At 65.2% G+C, this 24,436-nt stretch carries 24 protein-coding genes; 13 read left to right on the plus strand and 11 right to left on the minus strand.

Annotated elements, in window-relative coordinates:
• Positions 1-68: 68 nt before the first annotated feature.
• Both DCM80_RS20305 and DCM80_RS20310 read right to left on the minus strand, forming a co-directional pair.
• The gene (locus DCM80_RS20305) at positions 69-1,301 is read right to left on the minus strand and encodes a PLP-dependent aminotransferase family protein (protein ID WP_257193331.1); all 1,233 of its coding nucleotides are present in this window, start codon (positions 1,299-1,301) and stop codon (positions 69-71) included.
• An 85-nt stretch (positions 1,302-1,386) separates the two neighbouring features.
• Positions 1,387-1,914: a DUF3124 domain-containing protein gene (locus DCM80_RS20310; RefSeq protein WP_337993408.1), complete on the minus strand. Its 528-nt coding sequence runs from the start codon at positions 1,912-1,914 to the stop codon at positions 1,387-1,389.
• A 64-nt stretch (positions 1,915-1,978) separates the two neighbouring features.
• Between DCM80_RS20310 and DCM80_RS20315 the strand changes: the two genes are divergently transcribed.
• The 4 genes from DCM80_RS20315 to DCM80_RS20330 all read left to right on the plus strand — a co-directional run bounded on the left by DCM80_RS20315 (position 1,979) and on the right by DCM80_RS20330 (position 7,387).
• A complete protein-coding gene (locus DCM80_RS20315) occupies positions 1,979-3,709 on the plus strand; it encodes a cation:proton antiporter (protein ID WP_257193335.1) in 1,731 nt (576 codons plus the stop codon).
• A 169-nt stretch (positions 3,710-3,878) separates the two neighbouring features.
• Complete coding sequence (gene ribB / locus DCM80_RS20320) at positions 3,879-4,955, plus strand: 3,4-dihydroxy-2-butanone-4-phosphate synthase (protein WP_028135000.1); 1,077 nt, start codon at positions 3,879-3,881, stop codon at positions 4,953-4,955.
• 136 nt (positions 4,956-5,091) lie between these two features.
• Positions 5,092-6,306, plus strand: a complete 1,215-nt coding sequence (locus DCM80_RS20325) for an acyl-CoA dehydrogenase (protein ID WP_028135001.1) — start codon at positions 5,092-5,094, stop codon at positions 6,304-6,306.
• Positions 6,307-6,469: 163 nt separating this feature from the next.
• Complete coding sequence (locus DCM80_RS20330; RefSeq protein ID WP_257193336.1) at positions 6,470-7,387, plus strand: MBL fold metallo-hydrolase; 918 nt, start codon at positions 6,470-6,472, stop codon at positions 7,385-7,387.
• Between the two features lie 59 nt (positions 7,388-7,446).
• Here the strand turns inward: DCM80_RS20330 and DCM80_RS20335 are convergent, their stop codons facing one another.
• Positions 7,447-8,301, minus strand: a complete 855-nt coding sequence (locus tag DCM80_RS20335) for a DUF1499 domain-containing protein (RefSeq protein ID WP_257193337.1) — start codon at positions 8,299-8,301, stop codon at positions 7,447-7,449.
• 198 nt (positions 8,302-8,499) lie between these two features.
• The gene (locus DCM80_RS20340; RefSeq protein ID WP_257193338.1) at positions 8,500-10,128 is read right to left on the minus strand and encodes a fatty-acid--CoA ligase; all 1,629 of its coding nucleotides are present in this window, start codon (positions 10,126-10,128) and stop codon (positions 8,500-8,502) included.
• 64 nt (positions 10,129-10,192) lie between these two features.
• On the opposite strand from DCM80_RS20340, the gene DCM80_RS20345 reads away from it, so the two are divergent.
• Positions 10,193-11,278, plus strand: coding sequence for an extensin family protein (locus tag DCM80_RS20345; protein ID WP_257193339.1), 1,086 nt, complete (start codon positions 10,193-10,195; stop codon positions 11,276-11,278).
• Positions 11,279-11,316: 38 nt separating this feature from the next.
• Here the strand turns inward: DCM80_RS20345 and DCM80_RS20350 are convergent, their stop codons facing one another.
• Positions 11,317-11,994: a L,D-transpeptidase gene (locus DCM80_RS20350; protein ID WP_257193340.1), complete on the minus strand. Its 678-nt coding sequence runs from the start codon at positions 11,992-11,994 to the stop codon at positions 11,317-11,319.
• 336 nt (positions 11,995-12,330) lie between these two features.
• Between DCM80_RS20350 and DCM80_RS20355 the strand changes: the two genes are divergently transcribed.
• Both DCM80_RS20355 and DCM80_RS20360 read left to right on the plus strand, forming a co-directional pair.
• Entirely contained in the window at positions 12,331-13,308 is a 978-nt protein-coding gene (locus DCM80_RS20355) for a magnesium transporter CorA family protein (RefSeq protein ID WP_257193341.1), read from the plus strand.
• Between the two features lie 206 nt (positions 13,309-13,514).
• Positions 13,515-13,733 carry a hypothetical protein gene (locus tag DCM80_RS20360; protein ID WP_257193342.1) on the plus strand — a complete coding sequence of 73 codons (219 nt, stop codon included), beginning with the start codon at positions 13,515-13,517 and terminating at the stop codon, positions 13,731-13,733.
• Between the two features lie 1,023 nt (positions 13,734-14,756).
• Here DCM80_RS20360 and DCM80_RS20365 read toward each other — a convergent pair.
• Both DCM80_RS20365 and pdxH read right to left on the minus strand, forming a co-directional pair.
• Positions 14,757-15,509 (minus strand): SDR family NAD(P)-dependent oxidoreductase, encoded by a 753-nt coding sequence (locus DCM80_RS20365; RefSeq protein WP_257193344.1) that lies wholly within the window; start codon positions 15,507-15,509, stop codon positions 14,757-14,759.
• 50 nt (positions 15,510-15,559) lie between these two features.
• The gene (pdxH, locus tag DCM80_RS20370; RefSeq protein ID WP_257193345.1) at positions 15,560-16,201 is read right to left on the minus strand and encodes a pyridoxamine 5'-phosphate oxidase; all 642 of its coding nucleotides are present in this window, start codon (positions 16,199-16,201) and stop codon (positions 15,560-15,562) included.
• Positions 16,202-16,314: 113 nt separating this feature from the next.
• Between pdxH and DCM80_RS20375 the strand changes: the two genes are divergently transcribed.
• The gene (locus DCM80_RS20375; protein WP_257193346.1) at positions 16,315-16,722 is read left to right on the plus strand and encodes an RT0821/Lpp0805 family surface protein; all 408 of its coding nucleotides are present in this window, start codon (positions 16,315-16,317) and stop codon (positions 16,720-16,722) included.
• 166 nt (positions 16,723-16,888) lie between these two features.
• Positions 16,889-17,851, plus strand: coding sequence for a J domain-containing protein (locus DCM80_RS20380; RefSeq protein ID WP_257193347.1), 963 nt, complete (start codon positions 16,889-16,891; stop codon positions 17,849-17,851).
• A 313-nt stretch (positions 17,852-18,164) separates the two neighbouring features.
• On the opposite strand, the gene DCM80_RS20385 is transcribed toward DCM80_RS20380, so the two are convergent.
• Together DCM80_RS20385 and DCM80_RS20390 are read right to left on the minus strand one after the other, a co-directional pair.
• Positions 18,165-18,935 (minus strand): anti-sigma factor, encoded by a 771-nt coding sequence (locus DCM80_RS20385; protein ID WP_257193348.1) that lies wholly within the window; start codon positions 18,933-18,935, stop codon positions 18,165-18,167.
• 106 nt (positions 18,936-19,041) lie between these two features.
• A complete protein-coding gene (locus tag DCM80_RS20390; RefSeq protein WP_028144186.1) occupies positions 19,042-19,530 on the minus strand; it encodes an RNA polymerase sigma factor in 489 nt (162 codons plus the stop codon).
• Positions 19,531-19,702: 172 nt separating this feature from the next.
• Here DCM80_RS20390 and fabI point away from each other — a divergent pair, with 172 nt between their 5' ends.
• The 4 genes from fabI to DCM80_RS20410 all read left to right on the plus strand — a co-directional run bounded on the left by fabI (position 19,703) and on the right by DCM80_RS20410 (position 23,617).
• Positions 19,703-20,518, plus strand: a complete 816-nt coding sequence (gene fabI / locus DCM80_RS20395) for an enoyl-ACP reductase FabI (protein WP_028135015.1) — start codon at positions 19,703-19,705, stop codon at positions 20,516-20,518.
• Positions 20,519-20,531: 13 nt separating this feature from the next.
• The gene (locus DCM80_RS20400; RefSeq protein ID WP_257193349.1) at positions 20,532-21,131 is read left to right on the plus strand and encodes a histidine phosphatase family protein; all 600 of its coding nucleotides are present in this window, start codon (positions 20,532-20,534) and stop codon (positions 21,129-21,131) included.
• Between the two features lie 121 nt (positions 21,132-21,252).
• Entirely contained in the window at positions 21,253-22,341 is a 1,089-nt protein-coding gene (gene aroC / locus DCM80_RS20405) for a chorismate synthase (protein WP_028135017.1), read from the plus strand.
• A gap of 61 nt (positions 22,342-22,402) precedes the next feature.
• Positions 22,403-23,617: an adenylate/guanylate cyclase domain-containing protein gene (locus DCM80_RS20410; RefSeq protein WP_257193350.1), complete on the plus strand. Its 1,215-nt coding sequence runs from the start codon at positions 22,403-22,405 to the stop codon at positions 23,615-23,617.
• On the opposite strand, the gene clpS is transcribed toward DCM80_RS20410, so the two are convergent.
• Both clpS and crcB read right to left on the minus strand, forming a co-directional pair.
• The gene (gene clpS, locus DCM80_RS20415) at positions 23,595-23,900 is read right to left on the minus strand and encodes an ATP-dependent Clp protease adapter ClpS (protein ID WP_257193355.1); all 306 of its coding nucleotides are present in this window, start codon (positions 23,898-23,900) and stop codon (positions 23,595-23,597) included. The two genes, DCM80_RS20410 and clpS, sit on opposite strands and share 23 nt — an antisense overlap.
• Positions 23,901-24,038: 138 nt before the next feature.
• Positions 24,039-24,422 carry a fluoride efflux transporter CrcB gene (gene crcB / locus DCM80_RS20420; protein WP_257193357.1) on the minus strand — a complete coding sequence of 128 codons (384 nt, stop codon included), beginning with the start codon at positions 24,420-24,422 and terminating at the stop codon, positions 24,039-24,041.
• Positions 24,423-24,436: the final 14 nt, after the last annotated feature.

Raw genomic sequence — 24,436 nt, forward strand, 5'->3', positions numbered from 1 at the left:
GCAACCACCAGGACGAGAGCGAACGCGATTCCGCAAGTCCAGGCGAAAATGCGCGCCGCCCGCCTCATCTAGGCCCGTTTCTCCACATTGGCGCTGCGGGCGGGCACGCCGAACTCCTTGCGGCAGACCTCGGCCAGCACGGCGACGCCCTCGCGAATCTGCTGATGCGTCGGACTTGCAAAGCATAGCCGCAGCCGTGAGCTGGAATGGCCCTTGTTGGTCGACCATTCCGGCCCCGGATTGATCGAGACGCCGGCGGCGAGCGCTGCCTGGTACAGCTTCAGCGTATCGACCTGGTCGGGCAGCTTCACCCAGAGGAAGATGCCGCCCTTGGGCTCCTCGAATTCCGCCGCCGTCCCGAACTGCTCGTTCAGCGCCTCCATCAGCGTGTCGAGCTTGGTGCGCAGGGCCTTGGTCAAGGCCGGCACGTGGGTCGAAAAATGCGGCTTGCAATAGGTGGCGAGCACCATCTGCTCGAGTGCGCCGGAGCCGGCATCGGTCTTCAGCGCCAGCATCCGCGACATCACCTCCCAGGGCGCGACGATGAACCCGACGCGCAGCGCCGGCGCGATCGATTTCGAGAACGAGCCGATATGGATCACGCCGCCGCTCTCGCTCATCGCGTAGATCGCCGGCGGCCGCTGCCCGGACCAGACGAGGTCGGCATAGCAATCGTCCTCGAAGATGGGCACGCCGTATTCGGTCGCAAGCCGGACCAACTCGGCGCGGCGGCTCTCGGGCATGATGCTGCCGGTCGGGTTCTGCACCGTCGGGATGGTGTAGATGTATTTCGGACGGATGCCGCGGCCCTTCAGATCGGCCAGCGTCGCGGCAAGCGCATCCATGCGCATGCCGTCCTTGTCGAGGGGGACGCCGACCACGTTGACGCCGAGCCGCGCCAGGCGGGTCAGGGAGCCCTGATAGCTGTCCTGCTCGAAGATCACGGTGTCGCCGCGGGCCAACAGCGTCGCGTTGACGAGGTCGAGCGCCTGCAGCGAGCCGGAGACGATCAGGAGATCGTCGACCGTGCAGGTGATCCCGGCATCGCGCTTGAGCTTCGTCACCAGGAATTCGCGCAGGGGCAGGTAACCCTGCGGGCCGTGTGCCAGCCCGTAAGTCGCGAGCGAGCGTCCCTCGCGCCGCAGCACCGTGTTGGTCGCTTCGATCAGCTCCTCGAGCGGCACCTGCTCGGAATCGTTGTTGCCGCCGACAAAGCTGTATTGGGCAAGCCCCGTCCAGCGCGCGGACGGGGCCGGCAGCCCTGCCGGAAACAGGGGCGCGAAATCGAAGCTGGACGTCATTGGGGCGTTCCTCGTTTCTGTTCTTATGGAGCCGGCGTTGCACCGGCCAGCCTTGTGTCTTGCCGGCCGTCCGGGCCGGACGGCGTTATTTCCTGGTGACCGTCCGGGTTGGACGGCCCTGGCTGATGAAAGCGTAATGCGCATTGGCGACGCCGCCAACCATCAAGGCCTCGACCACGGGCTCGGCGATCTCCCCTGTCGCGGCCCAGTCGACTAGGAAATTGGCCCCGGTCCCGCCGCGCACGTCGTCGATGGGAATGAAGACCGAGACGGTCGCCAGCGGCTTCAAGGCCACCGGCGCCTTCAGATAATTGTCGACCTGCTTGCCTGCAGTGTCGAAATAGGCGATGCGTTTCATCACCAGCGGCTGGGTCTCGGAGGCGTTGTGAACACTCAAGGTCACCGAGAAGTCGATGCGCAGCTTGCCCCGGCTCATCGCCACGCTGGAGTAAGCGGGCACGTAGAACCCGCCGGAGACGGAGAGTTCTTCCTTCGGCATCGCGGTGAGGGAATCGGCAAAGTTCTGTTCGATATTGACTTTGGATTGTGCGGCGGCGGGCACGGCAACGGCGAGGGGGCATAGCAGCATTGCTGCGAGCAACCCCTTTCGCATGTGACGAATTGCTCGCTTGCCGCGCCGCAACCCGTCTCTAGGGTGCAAAACGGACCAATTTGGTATGCACGAGCTCATTCGCGACATCACTCTTTCTATCCTCTTCGCCTGGATGCTGGGCCTGCTCGCCCATTTCTCCCGGCAGCCGCTGATCCTGGCCTACCTTATCGCCGGCTTCTGCATAGGTCCATTCGGCGCCGGCTGGGTCCATTCGCAGGAATCGATCAGCGTCATCTCCGAGCTTGGCCTGATCTTCATGCTGTTCATGATCGGGCTGGAGATCGACCTGAAGAAGATCGTGCGGGCAGGGCGGGTGATCCTGTTCGCGGCGGGCAGCCAGCTGCTCGTCGGCTGCCTGCTCGGGGGCCTGTTCTTCGTCGGCATCGGCCTGGGGCTCGGCGGCGGGCACTTCGATGCGGTCTACCTCTCCGTCGCCTGCGCGCTGTCGAGCACCGTCATCATCGTCAAGGTGCTCTACGAGAAGCGCGAGCTCGACACGCTGCCGGGGCGCATCACGCTCGGCGTGCTGGTGCTTCAGGACATCTTCGCCATCCTGTTCCTGGCGGTGCAGCCGAGCCTTGCCAATCTGCAGGTCAGCGTCATCCTGCTCTCGATCGGCCGCGTTGTGGTGCTGGTCACGGCCGCGCTGCTGGTCAGCCGCTACGTGCTGCCGCGGCTGTTCCACCAGATCGCCCGGCGGCCCGAGCTGATCCTGCTCGGCGCGCTCGCCTGGTGCTTCCTGGTCGCGGAGACCGCGTATCAACTGTCGCTGTCGCGCGAGATGGGGGCGCTGATCGCGGGCGTCTCGCTCTCGACCTTTCCTTACGCGCTCGACGTCACCGCCAAGGTCACCACGCTGCGCGACTTCTTCATCACCCTGTTCTTCGTCGCGCTCGGCATGACCATTCCCGTGCCCGGCCTCTCGGTGATCAGCCTGGCCTTGATGATCGCGGCGTTCACGGTGGTGAGCCGCCTCGTCACCACCTTCACCCCGCTCTATCTGATGAAGCAGGGCCTGCGCGCCAGCCTGTTGCCGGCGCTGAACCTGGCGCAGATCTCCGAGTTCTCGCTGGTCGTGATCCAGACCGGCATCACCGATCACCACATCGCAGCCGAGACGGCGAACGCGGCCTCCTTCGCCTTCGTGGTGCTGGCGGTGCTCTCGACCTTCGCGATGAGCCGCAGCGACGAGATCACCCGCTGGGCGATCGGTCCCTTGAAACGGATCGGCCTGCGCGACCTCGACCATGGCAGCGGCCATGGCGAGGAGGGGCACGAGGGCGGCCACGGCGAGGCCCGCCGCATCGTCATTCTCGGCTTTTTCCGCGCGGCGAGCGCGCTCTTGGCCGAGATCGAACGGCAGACGCCGGTGCTGCTCGAGCAGATCACCGTGGTCGACTTCAACCCCAATGTGTACCAGACTCTGCTTTCGCGCGGCCTGCACGTGATCTACGGCGATATCAGCAATGTCGATACGCTGCTCCATGCCGGCATCGGCAAGTCCGAGATCATCATCCTCAGCGTGCCGGATTCGCTGCTGAAGGGCGCCACCAACGAGAAGCTGGTCCGCCACGTCCGCGCGCTCAATCCGACCGCCCTGATCGTCGCCACCGCCGACCTCCTGGGCGACGTCGGCGCCCTCTACGAGGCCGGCGCCAGCTACGTCACCGTGACCCGGCTCAGCGACGCGCACGAGCTGTTCACGGTGATCGAGGCGGCCCAGGCCGGCCTCCTGGCCGACAAGCGCGCCGAGCTCGATCAGCGGCTCGGCGAGCGGCGCGAGGTGCTGCCCTGACGGCGTCCGGCCGGCTTCCGCTCCGCTGCCTGTGCCTATATCCTGGTATCTTCGGTGCAAGCGAGCCCTGCGATGGCCCGCCGCCCGGAATATGCGGTTGCGTCCAGGACACTAGCGCCCCGGTCCAAGTCCGGCTAAGCCTCCCGGCATAACCGATAGAGATTGGGAAATGCCCGATAGCATTCAGGAAGTCTTGCAGGCCTTTGCCCGGGGCGAGCTCGTCGTCGTCACCGACGACGAGGACCGCGAGGGCGAGGGCGACCTGATCGTCGCCGCCTCGCTCTGCACCGCCGAGAAGATGGCGTTCATCATCCGTCACACCTCGGGCATCGTCTGCGCGCCGGTGACCAGCGAGGACGCGCGCCGCCTGCGGCTCGATCCGATGGTGGCCCATAACGATTCCGCGCACACCACCGCGTTCACGGTGTCGATCGACTACAAGCCCGATGGCGGCACCGGCATCTCCGCCGAGGAGCGCGCCTCCTGCTGCCGCGCGCTGGCCAATCCCAACGTCGGCGCCAACGATTTCGCCCGGCCCGGTCACATCTTCCCGCTGATCGCCAAGGACGGCGGCGTGCTGCTGCGCTCCGGCCATACCGAGGCCGCGGTCGATCTCTGCAAGCTCTCCGGTCTGCCGCCGGTCGGCGTCATCAGCGAATTGATGAACGACGACGGCAGCGTGATGAAGGGCGAGCAGGTCGCGCAGTTCGCCGCCAGGCACAAGCTGAAGCACGTCACCATCGCGGACATGATCGCCTACCGCCAGGCGCGCGAGAAACTGATCGAACGGGTCTCGACCTTCGTCACCGAAAGCCCGATCGGACCGTTGCAGGGCTATGCCTACCGTTCGCCGTTCGATTCCATCGCCCATGTTGCGTTCGTCTACAACGGCGTCGGCGACGGCAAGAACGTGCTGACGCGCTTCCACAAGCCCAACATCGTCAAGGACATCTTCACTGGGCACAAGCGCATGGCGGCGGTGCTGGAGCATTTCAAGAAATCCGGCCGCGGCGTCCTGGTCTACTTGCGCGACGGCGCGGCCGGTGTGCCCGTCGCGGCGCTGCCGGACGAGACGCAGACCGAGGCCGACCGCAACCGGCAGTGGCGCGAGGTCGGCGTCGGTGCGCAGATCCTGCGCGATCTCGGCGTTACCTCGATCCGGCATCTCACCTCCTCGGTGCACGACTACAAGGGCCTGTCGGGCTTCGGCATCGAGATCGTCGCCAACGAGCAGCTCGAGAGTTGACGCGCAGTGTCGTTCCGGGATGGCGCTGAAGCGCCGGACCGGAACGAGCGAAAACCAGGACGCAATTGCACTTGTTGCCGCGGCGCTTTAGTTTGTCGGGCAATTGTTGACGGAACCAGACGTGAAAGGACGTTTCATGAGCGTGCGCCCTCAGGCCAAGGACAAGCCGGCTGCGGCTTCTTTCCAGTGGGACGATCCGTTCCTGCTCGACGAGCAGCTGACCGAAGACGAGCGCATGGTGCGCGACACCGCACGCGCTTACGCCCAGGACAAGCTGCTGCCGCGCGTCGCCAAGGCCTATCTCGAGGAGAAGACCGACCGCGAGATCTTCAACGAGATGGGCGAGCTCGGCCTGATCGGCATCACGCTGCCGGAGGAATACGGTTGCGCCAATGCGAGCTACGTGGCTTACGGCCTCGTCGCGCGCGAGATCGAGCGGGTCGATTCCGGCTACCGCTCGATGAACTCGGTGCAGTCCTCGCTGGTGATGTATCCGATCTACGCCTATGGCGACGAAAACCAGCGCAAGAAGTACCTGCCCAAGCTCGCCAGCGGCGAGTGGGTCGGCTGCTTCGGCCTGACCGAGCCGGACGCGGGCTCCGATCCCGCCGGCATGAAGACGCGCGCCGAGAAGGTTTCGGACGGCTACCGCCTCACCGGCAGCAAGATGTGGATTTCGAACGCGCCGATCGCGGATGTGTTCGTGGTCTGGGCCAAGTCGGCCGCGCACGACAACCAGATCCGCGGCTTCGTGCTGGAGAAGGGCATGAAGGGCCTCTCCGCCCCGAAGATCGGCGGCAAGCTGTCGCTTCGCGCCTCCATCACCGGCGAGGTCGTGATGGACGGCGTCGTGGTCCCCGAGGACGCGCTGCTGCCCAACGTCTCCGGCCTGAAGGGTCCGTTCGGCTGCCTCAACCGCGCCCGCTACGGCATCTCCTGGGGCGCGCTCGGCGCAGCCGAGGACTGCATGCATCGCGCCCGCCAGTACACGCTCGACCGCAAGCAGTTCGGCAAGCCGCTGGCCGCAACCCAGCTCGTGCAGAAGAAGCTCGCGGACATGGAGACCGAGATCGCGCTCGGTCTTCAGGGCTCGCTTCGCGTCGGCCGCCTGATGGACGAGGGCAAGTTCGCGCCCGAGATGATCTCGATCATGAAGCGCAACAATTGCGGCAAGGCGCTCGACATCGCCCGCACCGCCCGCGACATGCACGGCGGCAACGGCATCTCGATCGAGTACCACGTGATGCGCCACGTCCATAACCTCGAGACGGTCAACACCTACGAGGGCACCCACGACGTCCACGCCCTGATCCTGGGCCGCGCCATCACGGGCATTCAGGCGTTTTTCTAGTCGCTGTGTTTTTCCGCCGCGGCTAGCTTGCTCCACTGTCATCGCCCGCGCAGGCGGGCGATCCAGTATGCCGGAGACTTCGCTCTTGTCACTGGCGCCGCGGCGTACTGGATACCCCGCCTGCGCGGGGTATGACGGCAGAGAGTGTGGCACAGGAAGTCCCATGTCCGACAACGACGACGTCCCGTTCAACCGCAATTTTCCGCTGCGTCCCGGCATCGTCGAGGAAGTCCGGCCCGGCGTGCGCCGCGTGCTCTGCAACAATCCGAGCCCGTTCACCTTCACCGGCACCGTCAGCTACATCGTGGGCCGAGGCAATGTCGCGATCATCGATCCCGGTCCCGACGATGAGGCGCATGCGGCTGCGCTGCTCGATGCCGTGCGCGGCGAGACGGTGAGCCATATCTTCGTCACCCACACCCATCGCGATCATTCGCCGAACACCGCGCGGATCAAGCAGGCGACGGGGGCCCCGGTCTACGCCGAGGGTCCGCACCGCGCCTCGCGTCCGCGTTTCGAGAGCGAGAAGCACAATCCGGAATCCGGCGCCGACCGCGATTTCGCACCGGACGTCAACGTCGCACATGGCGACGTCGTCGAAGGCGACGGCTGGCGGCTCGAGGCCGTGGCGACGCCGGGCCACACCGCCAATCATCTGGCCTTCGCCTGGCCGGAGCGGAAGTTCAACTTCGTCGGCGATCACGTGATGGGCTGGTCGACCTCGATCGTGGCGCCGCCCGACGGCTCGATGATAGACTACATGGATTCGCTGGACCGGCTCGCCGCCCGCGCAGAAGACCTCTACTTCTCCGGCCACGGCCCCGAGATCCCCGAGGGCCAGCGCTTCGTGCGCTTCCTGATCCGTCACCGCAAGGCGCGTGAGGCCTCGATCCTGCACCGCCTCGCCAAGGGCGAGACCGACATCCCGACCATGGTCCGCGCGATCTATATCGGTATCGATCCCAGGCTGACGACGGCCGCCGGCTATTCCGTGCTGGCGCATCTGGAGGATCTGGTCGCCCGCGGCGTGGTCGCGACCGAGGGCGATCCCGTGATCACGGGGACGTATCGGATGGCCTAGGGGCGATGGCGATTAGGGAGTGGCGAATTGCGTTTCTCCATTCGCCACTCGCCAATTCGCTATTTCTTCACCGTCTTTGCCGGCGCCTTCGGCGGCGTCACCGGCGTCTTTTTCACCGGTTTGAGCGCGTCGGCATCGGCGGCGCTATTGAGATCGTCGATGAATTTCTTGATCCGCGCGGCGTTGCTGCCGAGGTCGCTGTCGAAATTGCGCGAGGCCGAGCGGATGTCGACGCGGGAATCGTCGCCGTCCGCCACGAACCTGATCGAAATGTCCTCGCGGAAACCCATGATCGGCGTGCGCGCCACCGCCTCGATGCGGCCGATGCGGCGCGGCGGCTGCGGCGCACGCTCGTCGATGACGATCCATTTGCGCTTGTGGACGAGCTGGAGGGCGATCGCATAGGCGCGGTCGACGGAGATCTCGAGCTCGACCGGCTCGACGTCGGGATAGAAATGGCGCTGCTGCTCCGCCGAATAGAGGCCGGCATAGACCGCCGGGTTGGTGCCCTCGCCGGTGCGCAGCCGCGCCAGGGCGTCGAAGCGCGGCGGGTCGATCGGGTCGGTGGTGATGTCGTAGATCGCCGGCAGCTTGCGATATTGCAAGGCCAGATAGGCGGGATAGGCGAGGATCGCCCCGTCGATCAGGAATGCGAGCAGAATGCGCGCCATGCCGCGCGAGCCGTTCTGCCAGATCGCGGCAAAGCCTAAGAGCCCGAACAGGATCGAGAGACCTGATATCGCGAGCCCGCCGAGGAAGGTGGCGAGCGCCGGCTTCGGCTCCAGCAAATCGAACCGGACGATGATGATCGACACCACCACCGCCACCACCGCGAACACGGCCAGATTGCGCGCCCAGCTCGCGAGGCTGGACACGGGCTCCGACTGGTAGGGAGCGGAAAACCTGCGGGCCATCGAGTGCTCTGCCGGGTTGGCGATGCCGGCCGGTAAGGCGCGACGATGGGCCGTTGAGACCACGGCGCGGCGGCAAATTCAAGGGAGACCGGGCTACTACTGCCGTCATTCCGGGATGGTCCGAAGGACCAGACCCGGAATTTCGAGATTCCGGGTCGGCTCTTCGAGCCGCCCGGAATGACGTTGCATGCGAGCCGCTTACGCTGCCGCGTTCGGGAAGCGATAGTCCTTGAACTGGTCGCGCAGCGCCGTCTTCAGGATCTTGCCGGTGGCCGTGTGCGGAATACCCTCGACGAAGGCGACGTCGTCGGGCATCCACCATTTGGCGATCTTGCCGTCCATGAACTTCAGGATCTCCTCGCGGGTGGCCTGCTGGCCCTGCTTGAGCTGCACGATCAAGAGCGGCCGCTCGTCCCATTTGGGGTGGAACACGCCGATCACGGCGGCTTCCGCCACGGCCGGATGACCGACCGCGAGGTTTTCGAGGTCGATCGAGGAGATCCACTCGCCGCCGGACTTGATCACGTCCTTGGAGCGGTCGGTGATCCGCATGTAGCCGTCCTCGTCGATGGTCGAGACGTCGCCGGTGTCGAAGAAGCCGTCCTCGTCGAGAATGTTGGTGTCGACGCGGTAATAGGCCTTGGCGACGGCGGGGCCGGAGACCTTGAGGCGGCCGAAGGTCTTGCCGTCCCAGGGCAACTCCTTGCCGGCATCGTCGGTGATCTTCATCTCGACCGCGAAGGGCGCATAGCCCTGCATCTGGAGCACGTCGAGCTTGGCATCGCCGGTGGCGTTCTGGAACGGCGGCTTTAGCGCCGCGACGCTGCCGATCGGGCTCATCTCGGTCATGCCCCAGGCGTGACGCACGTTCGAGCCCATGTCGAGGAAGGCCTTGATCATCGAGCGCGGCATCGCCGAGCCGCCGCAGATCACCATCTTCAGATCCGGCAGCTTGAGATTGTTGGCGGACATGTGCTGGAGCAGCATCAGCCACACCGTCGGCACGCCAGCGGTGTGCGTCACCTTCTCGGTCGAGAGCAGCTCATAGACCGAGGCGCCGTCGAGCTTGGCGCCGGGCATGACCAGCTTGGTGCCCTGCGAAGGCGCGGAGAAGGCGATGCCCCAGCTGTTGGCATGGAACAGCGGAACCACCGGCAGCATTGTCTCGGACGCACTCGTGCCGAGGGCGTCGACATTGTTGGCCATCAGCGCGTGCAGCACGTTGGAGCGATGCGAATACAGCACACCCTTGGGATCGCCGGTGGTGCCGGAGGTGTAACACATCGCGGCTGCCGTGTTCTCGTCAAAGTCCTTCCATTTGAATTTGCCGTCCGCCTGCGCGATCCAGTCCTCGTAGGCGATCACGTTCTTCAGCGTGGTCTGCGGCATGTGCGCCTTGTCGGTGAGCACGACGTAGCGCTCCACGCTCGGCAGCTTGTCGGCGATCTTCTCCAGGATCGGAATGAAGGTGAGATCGGTCATCACGATGCGGTCTTCCGCATGGTTGATGATCCAGGCGATCTGCTCGGGGAAAAGGCGGGGATTGACCGTATGGCAGATGGCACCGATCCCCATGATGCCGTACCACACCTCGAGATGGCGCCAGGTGTTCCAGGCGATGGTTGCGACACGGTCTCCGAGCTTGATGCCGTCGCGCTCCAGCATCTGCGAGACCTTGAGCGCGCGCTTGTGGATCTCTCCGTAAGTGGTGCGATGGATCGGTCCCTCGACCGAGCGTGTGACCACCTCCTGCTTGCCATGAATTTTGGCGGCGTGTTCGATGATCCGGTGGCAGAGCAGGGGCCAATCTTGCATCAAACCAAGCATTCCGACGTTCCTCCGAGAAGCCGCTGGGCGCGTTGTCGCTCTCAGCGTTGGGCCAAAGATTGCCATGACTTTTAGCCTGCCGGACTTTCGCCGCAAATGGTCTTGTCGCGGCTATATGTCCGCCGGCGCGGCAATGGTTACCGCTGCGCTGGGCCTGTCGCTTGTGCTCGTCGAGCAGGCAGAGGCGCGAAGGCATGCATCGCCGCTGGATATCTTCGGTATCGCCGCACCCCGGCCGCGCCCGGCGGTACATTCCGCCAAAATTCCGCTGCCGAGACCGCGCCCTGAGGAGGCCCCCAAAGCGCCGCAAGCGGCGCCGGCGGAGGCCGAGGACAAGCCCTCCCGGGACAAGCCGGCAGCCGACAAGCCCGCCGAGGCCGCGGCGCCGCCCGAGAAGCAGGCCTCGGCCTGCCGCCTCGCGCTGACCGAGGAGATCGCGATCGCGCCCTCCGTTCCGGATATCCGCGGCCCCGGCGCCTGCGGCGGCGAGGATCTGGTACGGCTGGAAGCCGTCGTGCTGCCGGACAAGCGCAAGGTGACGGTGAAGCCGGCCGCGATCCTTCGCTGCACCATGGCGTCCGCGATCGCCGATTGGCTGCGCAAGGACATGGTGCCGTTGGCCAGCAGCCTCGGCTCGACCATCAGCGACCTCGATAATTTCAATTCCTTCGAGTGCCGCGGCCGCAACCGCGTCGCCGGCGCGCTGCTGTCGGAGCACGGCAAGGCCAACGCCGTCGATGTGCGCGCCATCAAGCTGGCCAACGGACAGTCGATCGGCCTCACCGACCGCACCATGCCGCGCGAGGTGCGCGAACGCGTGCTGCACTCGGTCTGCACGCGGTTTTCCACCGTGCTCGGCCCGGGCTCGGACTGGTACCACGAGGACCATATCCATCTCGACCTGGCGCAGCGGCGCAACGACTACCGGATCTGCCAGTGGAATGTCTGGGACCCGCTGCCACGAATCGCACCGCTGCTGCCGGCGGAACGTCCGGTGGAAGCGCCACCGCGCGAGGTCGCGGCCAAGCCTGAGGTTCGGGAAGGCGCTGGCGAGGAGGCAGCGGAGAAGGCTCCAGCGCCGACAGAGAAGTCGGCGGCCGAGGGCGGCAAGTCCCGGCCGCACAAGCCGGCAACAAAAAAGCGCCGGTGAAACCGGCGCTTTTGGACGTCAGAAAGATCAGGCGACGATCAGTAGCTGACCGCCTGGCTGTTGCCGAGCGCCAATCGCGAATTGTACGGCGAGTCGCCGTGCTTGGGCTCGAGCACCACGACGAGGGTGCCGACCTTGACCCGATCATAGAGATCGATCGCGTCCTCGTTGGTCAGACGGATGCAGCCTGACGAGATCGAGGCGCCGATATATTCCGGCTGGTTGGTGCCGTGGATGCGGAACAGCGTGTCCTTGCCACCCGAATAGAGGTACAGCGCGCGGGAGCCCATCGGATTGTCCGGGCCGGGGGCGACATAGGTCGGCACGCCCAGGCGCGAAATTTCGCCGGGGGTGGGGTGCCAGGCCGGCCACTCGGTCTTGCTGCCGACCTTGGCGATGCCCGACCAGGCCATGGCCTCTTCGCCCACGGTGATGCCGTAGCGGATCGCCTTGCCGCCGTCGAGCACGTAGTAGAGGTAATGGTTGTCGGAATCGACCACGATCGAGCCCGGCGATTCCTTGCGGTGGTATTCGACGATGGCCCGGCGGAACGGCTCTGCGACCGGGGCGTTCTCGTACTTGACCTTGGCGAGAAGCTCCTTGTCCTTCGGCTTGAAGGCCTTGGTGTCGGTCGCCTCATAGCGAGTGGCCTGCATGCAGCCCGACAGCATCAGGCCGGCGGCCAAAATCCCAAACATAACTTTCAGCGACGACATGGTTTGGTTCCAATCAAAACAATACCGTGCGGAATGCCTGAGCTTAACGCCCAAGTTCCTCGACTCCGTTAATCCCATTATCGTTGAAATCTGCCACAATTCCAGCACTGAAGCCCTTTTCCCGCGCTGCGAGAGCCCAGCTGTGGCTTTTCTGCCGCAAATTTTGCGGCACCGTGCAGGATTTTGGGCCGGAAATGGCCGACTGTCGTTTCCGCGCCACAGTCGAGCCGTGACGTGGCCGCAAATCCAAACGCTTCCTTAATGCAGTTGTCATCGTGAACTGGCCAGAATCGCGCTAAGGGCTGGCCTTCTGTCGCAGGTCTGTCGGAGTCGTGCATGTTTTCGGTCTTTGTTCCCTCCGAGTCCGCCCTCAAGAAGGTCGTGATCGAGGATCTTTCCGCCTTGCCCGATAGCGCGGTCTGGATCGATCTCGTCAATCCGAGCGCGGCTGAGGACAAGGCGGTGGAGCGGCTCGCGGGCATCGCGATCCCGACCCGGGAAGACATGCAGGAGATCGAGATCTCCAGCCGCCTCTACATCGAGAACGGCGGGCGCTACATGACCGCGACGCTGATGTGCCACTCCGATACCGACATGCCCAGGACCACGCCGGTGACCTTCATCCTCGCCGACCACCGCCTGGTGACGGTGCGCTACGACCTCCCCAAGCCGTTCGCTCTCGTCGAGGCCAAGCTCGCTCGCTCCTGCACGCCGTCCGTCACCGGCGAGACGGTGCTGATGGAACTGCTGGACGCCGTGATCGACCGCTGCGCCGACATCCTGGAGCGGTGCGGCGCCGAGATCGACCAGGTCAGCCACGACATCTTCGAGCCGGAGAGCGAGCGCCACGGGCAGGCCAAGAGATATTCCCAGATCCTGATCTCGATCGGTCGCAAGGGCGACCTGACCTCGAAGGTTCGCGAGAGCCTCGTCTCGATCGGCCGCGTCGTGGCGTTCCTGTCCGCGGTCGTGGAGGGCGTGAAATGGTCGAAGGACATGCGCGAGCAACTCAAGACCATGCAGCGCGACGTGGCCTCGCTGACCGATCACGCCTCCTATCTCTCCAACAAGATCACTTTCGTGCTCGACGCCATGCTCGGCGTCGTCAACCTCGAGCAGAACAACATCATCAAGCTGTTCTCGGTCATGGCCGTCGTCCTGATGCCGCCGACGCTGATCGCCTCCGTCTACGGCATGAACTTCAAGGTCATGCCGGAACTCGAATGGGTGCACGGCTATCCGATGGCGCTGGTGATGATGCTGATCGCCGCGATCGTCCCGTACTGGATCTTCAAGTGGAAGAAGTGGCTCTGATCGCGCCGCGCTCTCGGAGAATAGCTACCGAGACCTTACGCCGGTCGCACGGAGACGATGAATCGTGTCGCAGAATAGATCGGGATTGCGGCATCGCGGTGATGGGTGCATCGTGCCGCAATTCCTCCGGTAAAATTTGAGCGGTGGGCTGAACGTTTGCGCGAAACTTGTCTGCGATAAGTAGCGCGTAGCCGCGAGGAACAACCATGGTTGAAAAACACATAACGTCGCCCCGCAACGTCATCGATCTGGCGAACTATCGTCAGGCGATGACGAGCGGCAAGGCGTCGTCGATGTCGGTGCGCATGTGCCGGCACTGTGGTGCTCCGCTGCTCGACGGTGAGAACGACGACGATTGCTCGACCGCCTTCAGCTCGGCCGCGCCGCGGCCGCGCGACCGGTCACGTCGGATTCGAATCGATTGAGAACGGAAGGCGAGGGCGATCCAGGTCTTGCGGCGGCGTTGTCTGGATCGCCTTGCTTCCTTTCTTCGCAATCTTTTTCAGGACAATCGGCTGTGACGCCTGCTGGGCAGCTCCGCTAAAGGCCGGCTGAACCCCATCGAGCCAAAACCGAGCCCTGTGTCGCGCTCTGTCAATCCGTCCACGTGAAAATATTCCGCTTTACCGAAATTCGGTTTTGACGTATGTGTCGCCCATCCCGGCTCACCAGGAGGGGCGATCTCGAGGTCGTCTTGATCGCGAGCCGGGCTTGCGGTGGACGCGGCAGCGTCGGCATGAGAGGTGCGGGCAGGGCGGGTAGTCCCTGTGAGCCCGTAACCGCGTGTGACGAACGGCGCTGCTAGGCTTCGTCTCGCCTGTAAGTTTCGCAGCTTTGTCGACAGGGCTGGAAATACTGCGGCGAAAGGGCGGGCCGTGCGTACGGCAAAACCGTGTGGTCCTGGCCGTCGTTGCTACGGTCAAGCTTCCGCGAAGGTGCGAGCGAGCCCGACCGGGCAGACTGCATCATCCAATTCGCGGGGCGAGGGAGGCCAGAAGGAAAGTTCGGCTCCCGGGAGAGCACGGCATAAGCCGTCCGACCACCGCGCAGGGAAGGCCGAGTGATCGGCACCACCTGTATGCTGCTGTGCGGTTCTTCTGCGTGTGCATTTTGCGCAGCAGACCGCGGGTGCGTTGTCAGCACCCGGCCTTCCCTGCGCCCTCTTGGATTTGAGGGTGAAGACGCAAGCAAAGCTCGGGTGAAAATCAGCCGCGAGAACGAGAAGGTGTGCCTGGGATCTGACTGCGTGCCACGCACGCGGATATTGTAGGGTGGGCAAAGGCGCTCTTGCGCCGTGCCCACGATCTCTCTCGGTCGCGAAAGATACGTGGGCACGCTTCGCTTTGCCCACCCTACGCTTGGGGGAGCGCTGCCGTCGCGTCAGACTCCGCTCGCAATGACCTGGAGAGAGTGTGCCCACGCTCCGCTCTCGCAATGACGCGAACGGATCACACGTGCTGGCCGCCGTTGATGTGGATCTCGGCGCCGTTGACGTAAGAGCTGGTGTCCGTGCACAGCACGTAGATGATCTTGGCGACCTCGTCGGGCGTGCCGAGGCGGTGCATCGGGATCTGCTGCTCGACGATCTTCTCGGTGCCCGGCGACAGGATCGAGGTGTCGATCTCACCCGGCGCGATGGCGTTGACGCGGACGCCGATGCGGCCGAAGTCGGAGGCCATCTCGCGCGTCAGCGCCGCGAGGGCGGCCTTCGAGGTGGCGTAGGCGGCGCCCGCGAACGGATGCACGCGCGAGCCCGCGATCGAGGTGACGTTCACCACCGAGCCCCTGGCCGCCTTCAATTCCTCGATCAGCCCGCGCGCGATCATGATCGGCGCGAAGAAGTTGACGTGAAAGACATGCGTCCAGGTCTCGAGGTCGGTGTCGACCGAGCCGAGCCTGGATCCGCCGGGTCCCTTCGGCGAGATCGCGGCGTTGTTGACCAGCGCGTGCAGCATGCCGCCCTCGAGACGGTTGCGGATCTCGGAGATCGCGCGGGTCGTGTCCTTGGGGTCGGCGAGGTCGACCTGGATATGGTCCTCAGGGCCGGCGTCCCACGGGCAGTCCTCGGGGAAGGGGTGCCGCGAGCAGGTAATGACGCGCCAGCCCGCCGAGGAGAAACGGATCACGGTGGCGTGGCCGATGCCGCGGCTGGCTCCGGTCAGGAGCAGCGTGCGGCGCGGCGCATTGGACGAATGCGGCATGGACATCTTTCAGGTCGGCCCAAAGCTCGAGACAAGGATCAAGATAAGGCTCAAGGATACATCCGCGTCTTGGACCACTTCTGGCCGGCCGCGTCACGACGAAATTCGATGCGGTCGTGCAAGCGGAACGGGCGGTCGTGCCAGAACTCGATCCGGGAGGGCGTGATGCGCCAGCCGCTCCAGCCCGGCGGCCGCGGCACCTCGCCGATGACGTATCTGGCCGCGACTTTCGCGATGGCCTGCTCGAAGGCGAAGCGGCTCTCCAGCGCCTCGGACTGCTTGCTCGCCCAGGCGCCGATCTGCGCCTGCTTGGGCCGGGTGGCGAAATAGGCGTCGGCTTCGGCGTCGGTCACCGGCGTCACGTTGCCGCGGATGCGGACCTGACGGCGCAGCGACTTCCAGTGAAAAAGTAACGCTGCCTTAGGGTTTGCGGCGAGTTCGCGGCCCTTCTGGCTGGCGATGTGGCTGTAGAACACGAAACCCTCGGTATCGAAGCCCTTCATCAGCACCATGCGCACGTCGGGCAGGCCGTCGGGATCGACGGTCGCGAGCGCCATGGCGTTCGGATCGTTCGGCTCGCTCTTGATCGCCTCGTTCAGCCAGCTCTCGAACAGCGCGAACGGCTCGTCGGCGGCGGTGAAATCACCGGATGTTAAGGGTGTCTGGTGTTTCATCGAGGTCGTGTCGGTCATGTCTGGAGTCCGAGTTGCGTCCCGCGGCCCAAAACGCGTTGTCGTCCGCTACCGCCCTATATAGGGCATGGGGACGCGTTGGCCTATCAGCGATCCGGCCATCGGGCTTCGTCATGACGATCGTTCTCGTCGGGCTCGGGGCCGGGGGATGCAGCTTTTCCCGCACCGACCAGAGTGCCTACGCCAAGGCCGACGACAGCGACCTCACCGGCTCGATCGCGCGACCGGCGAAGGAAGCCCCGCCGACCGAGACCGATATGGCCTTCGCCCGCAACGCCGCCACCGACGTCCTCAGCAAGGGCGACAAGGATTCCAGCCAGCATTGGGAGAATCCGGAGACCGGGGCGCGCGGCTCGGTGACGCCGATCGCGCAATCCTATGCCGCCGAGGACGGCCGCAAATGCCGCGATTTCCTGGCGAGCTACGTCAACGGGACGACGGAAAGCTGGCTCCAGGGCGCCGGCTGCCAAAGCAGCCGTGGCCGTTGGGAGATTCATACGCTAAAGCCGTGGCGGAGCTGAGCATGATCCGGAAAAGTGGGAACCGGTTTTCCGATAAGATCATGCTCCAAACGTAGAGATTCGGCCCGCGCCCCTAGTTGCAAAAATGCCACTCTCTCCCCACATGGATCGCAGGTGGGGCGGGGAGCCCTTTGAACAATTCGAAGTCTTGAAGGAGACGTGACGGATGCGCGACCCCTATGAGGTCTTGGGGGTGCCGCGGAGCGCCAGCGCTGCCGCGATCAAGAGCGCCTATCGCAAGCTTGCCAAGAAGCACCATCCCGACAGCAACAAGGACGACCCGAAAGCCGCCGAGCGCTTCTCCGAGATCAACTCGGCGAACGAGATCATCGGCGACGAAGACAAGCGCAAGCAGTTCGACCGCGGCGAGATCGACGCCGAGGGCAAGCCGCGCTTCCAGGGGTTTCCGGGCGGTGACGGGCCGCGCGGTCGTGCCGGCCCCGGCGGGTTTGAAAGCTATACGTTCCGCTCCGGCGGCGGCCCCGGCGCGGGCGGCGGCGCGTTCGAGGATATCCTCAACAGCATGTTCGGCGGCGGCATGCGCGGCGCACGGCCGGGGGCCGGCGGCGGAGCCCAGTTCGACTTCGACACCGGCGGCATCGGGCTCGATCTCGACGTCAACGTTGCCATGTCCGTCACGCTGGAAGAATCGGTCAAGGGCGGCGAAAAGCGCGTCCGGCTGCCGACGGGCAAGGAGCTCAACGTCAAGATTCCGGCCGGCGTGACCGAAGGCCAGCAGATCCGGTTGCGCGGGCAGGGCGAGAGCGCGCAGGGTCATCCGCCCGGGGATCTCCTGATCACCATCAACATCGCGCCGCACCCGTTCTTCAAGGTCGAGGGCGCCGACCTCAGGATCGACCTCCCAGTCACGCTCTACGAGGCGGTGCTCGGCGGCAAGGTCCGCGTGCCTACCCTCGGCAATGCCGTGGAGCTTTCGGTCCCGAAAAACACCTCCAGCGGCCGGACCTTCCGCCTCAAGGGCAAGGGCCTGCCGAAATCTGGCGGAACCGGGGATCTCTTCGTCACCGTCAGGATTATGCTACCGGACGGGAACGACGCCGAGCTTGAAGCATTGATGGAGAAGTGGCGGGACCAACACCCCTACAATCCACGTAGCGGGCTCGGTTAGGTTATCGAACTGAAGGGGTTTCCTAAACACCTGGGGCATCGTCCTGGAGATGATGCTCATCATATGCCTGAGGCGTGGTAGCGCTTCATCAGCTCGACGTATCGGCTGTCCGGCGGGGCAGCCGATAAAAAGGTGCGGCCTCGAGAGGGGGACCAGCGCGGTACCAATAACCCCAATCGAGGCCGCCCGCGTCGATCGGCGGATCGAACGCCACTCATAATCGCGTGAACACTCGGTGCGATAATGAGACGCGCCGATGTCTTGATTCCAAATTTTCAATGACGGAATCTGGGCACTGTGCTCAAGCGGTGGTTTACGTGCCGTTTTTCTCAGCCTGGTCATAGACCGCCTGCGCCACCTTGGTCAGCCGGTCGCGATCGCCGCCGCCGCTGACGACGTAGCCGACGCCGCGTTCGGCCCAGAACAGCGCGCCGTCCTTGTCGGTCCTGGCGTACCGCATTTGCGTCGCACCATTCTCGGTCTTGGCGGTGTAGATCGTGTAGCGCTCGCCCGAGGCGCCCTCATACATCAGGAACGACGCCGGGCCGTTCGGCCCCGGCAAGAGCCGGCCGCCGACCAGCTTCAGCCCGCTCGCCTCCAGGTTCGGTGCGAACACGGTCCAGCCGCAGCGCCGGGTGAGCCAGGCCTGGAGGTGGTCGCGCTCGTTGCCGCCGACCTCGACGGGGTGGCGGACCTCGACGACATAGAGGCGGTGAGCGTCGAGCGCGTCCGCGGTGAAGCTCTGGAAGGTCGAGGGGGCGCTGGCGGCGCCATGCGCGACCCAGCCGGCGGTGCCGCCGGCGACGAAGGCAACCAGCACAGCCGCGGCGGCGCCATAGAGCCATTGCCGCGGGCGGCGCTCCAGACGCTCGAGCTCCAGCCGTGCCGGCACCGGCTCGTGGGCGATGGAATCGTAGCGGGCGTGCAGCATCTCCGCCATGGCGCGCCACGACTGCACGCGCTCGGCCTCTTCAGGATGGGCGGCCAGCCAGGCCTCGACGTCGGCGCGGCGCTCGGTCGGCAGCTCGCCGTCGACATAGGCGTGCAATTCGTCCTCGGTCACTGGGATCTTGCGCTCGTTCATCTCGATCGTCTCTGGCTCTGTGGCCCACAATGTCGTCCAAGGTTCAACTTCGCTCGCGGCGCCGGCACGCTTCGGGCGGACGATCCGCGATGCATCACCCCCGCCATCATTTCACCCGCCGGAGCGTCGGGCGCTCGCCTTCAAGCGAGGCCTTGACGTGGGCGCGGGCACGGGCGAGGCGCGACATCACGGTGCCGATCGGCACGCCCTGGATGTCGGCGACCTCGCGGTAGCTCATGCCTTCCAGCATGACCAGGAGCAGCACCGAACGCTGCTCCTCGACGAGCGTCGCCAGTGCCCTCTCGATGTCGCGCCCTTCGGCTTCGGTGCCGCTGGCATCGGGGTTGTTCTCCGTCAGCTGCATGAACTGCGGCCGCCTTGCCAGCGAGCGGCGCCGGTTCTTGTTGAGGTTGGTCAGGATCGTGTAGAGCCAGCTTCTGACGTCGCCGCCGAGAAACAATCGCTCCGAGCGCAGGGCCCGCACCAGCGTGTCCTGCACCAGATCGTCGGCCGCGTCCGCGTCGCGCGTGAGCGCGCGGGCGTAGCGGCGCAACGCCGGGATCATGGCTTCCACACTCTGGCGAAACGCACTCATTGCGGTCTTGACGTCCTGGTCTCGGGCGCGAGCGCCTCGATGATCATAACACCCGAACGGAACGGCTATTCCGGTGCTCGAAACAGCGTTAACGCGGCGTATTAGGGCTGTACCGCCGGGGAGGGCTGGTGTACCTCCAGACCTCAGCAAGAGTTCGACGGGACGTTCCAACATGGCGCAGAATTCAGGTTTGATGCAGGGCAAGCGCGGGGTGATCCTGGGCCTTGCCAACAACCGGTCGATCGCCTGGGGCATCGCCAAGGCATGCCACGCCGCCGGCGCCGAGCTCGCCTTCACCTATCAGGGCGATGCGCTGAAGAAGCGCGTCGAGCCGCTGGCCGCCGAGATCGGCGGTCTCGTGCTCGGCCATTGCGACGTCACCGATGCGGCGACCATCGACGCGGCGTTCGCGGTGCTGAAGGAGAAGTGGGGCAAGATCGACTTCCTGGTGCACGCGATCGCCTATGGCGAGCAGCTCGAAGGCCGCTATGTCGACACCACCGCGGAGAATTTCTCCAAGTCGATGCTGATCTCCTGCTACTCGTTCACGGCGGTGGCGCAGCGCGCCGAGAAGCTGATGACGGATGGCGGCTCACTGATCACGCTCAGCTATTACGGCGCCGAGAAGTGGATGCCGCATTACAACGTGATGGGCGTGGCGAAGGCGGCGCTGGAGGCCAGCGTGCGCTACCTCGCCGCCGATCTCGGCGAGAAGAACATCCGCGTCAACGCGATCTCGGCAGGCCCGATCAAGACGCTCGCCGCCTCCGGCATCGGCGACTTCCGCTATATCCTGAAGTGGAACGAGACCAACGCGCCGATGCGCCGCAACGTGTCGACCGAGGACGTCGGCGGCAGCGCGCTGTATCTGCTCTCCGAGCTCTCGCGCGGCGTCACCGGCGAGGTGCATCACGTCGATTCCGGCTATCACGTGCTGGGCATGAAGAGGCCCGATGCGCCGGACATTTCGTTTGGCGGCAAGGACTGATCTTCAGGCTGGAATGGCCGTGCCCACGATCTACTATCTTCGCCACGGCGAGACCGAGTGGAATGCGCTCGGCAGGCTTCAGGGCACCAAGGACATTCCGCTCAATGCGCGCGGGTGCGGTCAGGCCGTCCAGGCCGGCGGCATTCTCGCCGACCTGTTCAAGCGCGAGGGGCGCGACAAGGCGGCGCTGCCTTACGTGTCGAGCCCGCTCGGCCGTGCGCGCCAGACCATGGAGCTCGCGCGCGGCAAGCTCGAACTGCCGGTCGCCGACTATGCGCTCGACGATCGGCTGCGCGAGATCGGCTATGGCAGCTGGGAAGGGCTGACGCTGGCCGAGAGCGAAGCGGCTGATCCCGAAATTTACGCCAGGCGCCTCGCCGACAAATGGAGCGTGGGCCCCGCCGGCGGCGAGACCTATGCCGATGTCCAGGTCCGCGTGCGCGCCTGGTACGATCAGCTGCGGGATGACACCGTCGCGGTCGCCCATGGCGGGACCTGCCGGGCCCTGATGGTGTGCTTGGGGCTGGAGACGCCGGCCAGCGCCGCAGAGCTCTATATCGAGCAGGGCGCGGTCTACGTGTTCCGTGAGGGACGGCTGGAGAAGTTCAGCTAGGCTCGTTTTTCGTCATTCCGGGGTCGCCCTTCGGGCGCCTCGGAATGACGAGTGTTTGACCCCGGTGTCCCCTCGCGTTACCACCAAAAGTCAGAACTGACTTACGAACCACCGAGCAGCGATGTCCTTCAACACCTTCGGCCACATGTTCCGCGTCACCACCTTCGGCGAGAGCCATGGGGTGGCCATCGGCTGCGTGGTCGACGGCTGCCCGCCCATGATCCCGCTCACCGAGGCCGACATCCAGGGTGACCTCGACCGCCGCCGTCCCGGCCAATCGCGCTTCACCACCCAGCGTCAGGAGCCGGACCAGGTGAAGATCCTGTCCGGCGTGATGGCGCATCCGGAGACCGGCGTGCAGGTAACGACGGGCACGCCGATCGGGCTCCTGATCGAGAACACCGATCAGCGCTCGAAGGACTATTCCGAGATCAAGGACAAGTTTCGCCCGGGCCACGCCGACTTCACCTACGAGGCCAAATACGGGCTGCGCGACTATCGCGGCGGCGGCCGCTCCTCCGCGCGCGAGACTGCGACGCGGGTTGCCGCCGGCGCCATTGCGCGAAAAGTGCTGCCCGACGTCAGGGTGCGCGGCGCTCTGGTGCAGATCGGCCCGCACAAGATCGACCGCGCGAAGTGGGATTGGGACGAGGTCGCCAACAATCCGTTCTTCTGCCCGGACAAGGACAAGGCTGCGTTCTTCGAGACCTATCTCGACGGCATCCGCAAGAGCGGCTCCTCGATCGGCGCAGTGATCGAAATCGTCGCCGAAGGCGTGCCGGCAGGTCTCGGCGCGCCGATCTATGCCAAGCTCGATTCCGATCTGGCGGGTGCGATGATGACCATCAACGCGGTGAAAGGTGTCGAGATCGGCGCCGGTTTTGGCGCGGCGGAACTGACTGGCGAGGAGAACGCCGACGAGATGCGCACCGGCAATGACGGCACGCGCTTCCTGTCCAATCACGCCGGCGGCGTGCTGGGCGGAATCTCCACGGGGCAGCCCGTGGTGGTGCGTTTCGCAGTGAAGCCGACATCGTCGATCCTGCAGCCGCGCCGGACCGTCGATCGCAAGGGCGCAGACACGGAAATCTTCACGAAAGGCCGCCACGATCCCTGCGTCGGCATCCGCGCGGTCCCCGTCGGCGAGGCCATGATGGCCTGCGTGCTGGCCGATCATTTCCTGCGAGATCGCGGGCAGGTGGGACGTTGATGTTGCCGTGCTAGCCCACCGCGCAGCTTGACGGGCCCGCCACTTCATCCGCAAATGGGCTATGGATAGTTCCGAGCTCCAGCGCGTCCGCAACTGGCTGATCGACGGCCCCGGATCGGTTGAGCCGGTCGAGATGATCACCGAATTCTGTGAAAGTCTGATCGCGGCCGGCCTGCCGGTGTGGCGGTTCGGCATCTTCATCCGCACGCTGCATCCCGAAGTCTTCGGCCGCAACTTCATCTGGCGGCAAGGGCAGGAGGTCGAAATCGGCAGCGTCGCCTTCGATGTCCTGGACTCGCCCGTATTCGCCCGCAGCCCGCTCCGCATCGTGTTCGAGCAGGCGCTGGAGGTCAGAGGGCGCGCGACCGATCCCGACGATAAGCGCTTTCCGTTTCTCGACGACATGCTCGCCGAGGGGGCGACCGACTATATTGCGGTGCCAATGCCGTTCCTCGACGGCTCGGTCCATGCGACGAGCTGGGTGACGCGGCATCCCGGCGGCTTCAGCGACGACCACATCGCGGCGATCCGGGCCATCATCGCGCCGCTGGCGCGCGTCAGCGAGATCATCAGCCAGCGCCGCACCGCCGAGATGCTGCTCGATACCTATGTCGGCAACCGCGCCGGCGCGCGCATCCTCGGCGGCCAGATACGCCGCGGTCACACCGACACCATGCAGGCGGCCATCTGGCTCTCGGATCTGCGCGGCTTCACCGCGCTGTCGGACCGGCTGCCGGCCGAGACCGTGGTCGAGATCCTCAACGGCTATTTCGATTGCCAGGTCAGCGCCATCCTCGCCCATGGCGGCGAGGTCTTGAAGTTCATGGGCGACGGCCTGCTCGCCGTGTTTCCGATCGACGAATATGTCGGCGATGCCGCGCATGTCTGCACGCAGGTGCTGGAGGCGGCGCGCGAGTCCCGCGCCAGTGTGGAGGCGCTCGCCATTCCGGTCGGCGAGGTCGTCGAACGTTTCCGCTTCGGCCTGGCGCTCCACGTCGGCAACATCCTCTATGGCAATATCGGCGGCGGCAACCGCCTCGACTTCACCTGCATCGGCCCCGCCGTCAATCTCGCCGCGCGGCTGGAGAAGATCGCGAGCCGGCTCGGCCGCACCATCGTGGCCTCGGAAGGCTTTGCCAATAATTGCCGCCACGACTGGCGCGAACTCGGCGAGTTTCCGATCGCGGGATTTTCCAAGGCGCAGCGCGTGTACGGGCTGGCGGACGAGACGCCGGCGCTGGCCGATCGAGCCGCTATTCCTCCGGCTCGGTCGTGAACAGCAATGGGTAGCCCTTGGCGCGGCCGGCGTCGGTGGCGCGCGTGGCTTTGGTCTCGGCGACGTCCTTGGTGAACACGGCGACCACGCAGGCGCCGAGCTTGTGCGCGGTGATCATCACCTTGTAGGCCTGATCCTCCGTCATGCGGAATTCGGCCTTCAGCACCATGGTGACGAATTCGCGCGGCGTGTAGTCGTCGTTGATCAGGATGACCTTGTGCAGCTTTGGCCGCTCGACCTTGGTCCTCGTCCTGGTTTTCGGCTTGGTAACGGCGTCGTTCATCGTTTCCAGAAACCCCGGCCCTGATGAGCTCCAGCCGTCCCATCATATGGCAGACACCCGGGCTCCTCCAAGACGGCCGGAGCGGTTGCTCATGCCGCCGCCGATGGGCAGGGATGCACGGATCGTGCGGACCTCGCTTCAGGGAAGCGCGCGAACAACATGCAGCGCCGCGATCAGCGCGCCCACCGACAGCACCACCGATGCAATCATGTAGGCGGCCGAAGCGGCGGTCTGGCCACGCTCGATCAGATACCAGGCATCGAGGGAGAACGTCGAGAACGTCGTGTATCCACCACAGATGCCCACCGTCAAAAATATCCGGGCGGCCTGCGGCAGGTTCCATTTCATTGCGAACAGCCCGGTGAGAATGCCGATCAGGAATGATCCCGTCACGTTGATGATGAGGGTCCCCCAGGGAAAGTCGGTGCCGAACGCGCGGCCCGTACCGATGGACACCAGATAGCGCACGACTGCACCGAGCGCTCCGCCGGCGGCGACCGCGAGAATGTATTGGATGTTCAACGTCTCGTTCCCTG

This window comes from Bradyrhizobium sp. WBOS08 (assembly GCF_024585125.1).
GTDB classification, from domain to species: domain Bacteria; phylum Pseudomonadota; class Alphaproteobacteria; order Rhizobiales; family Xanthobacteraceae; genus Bradyrhizobium; species Bradyrhizobium japonicum_B.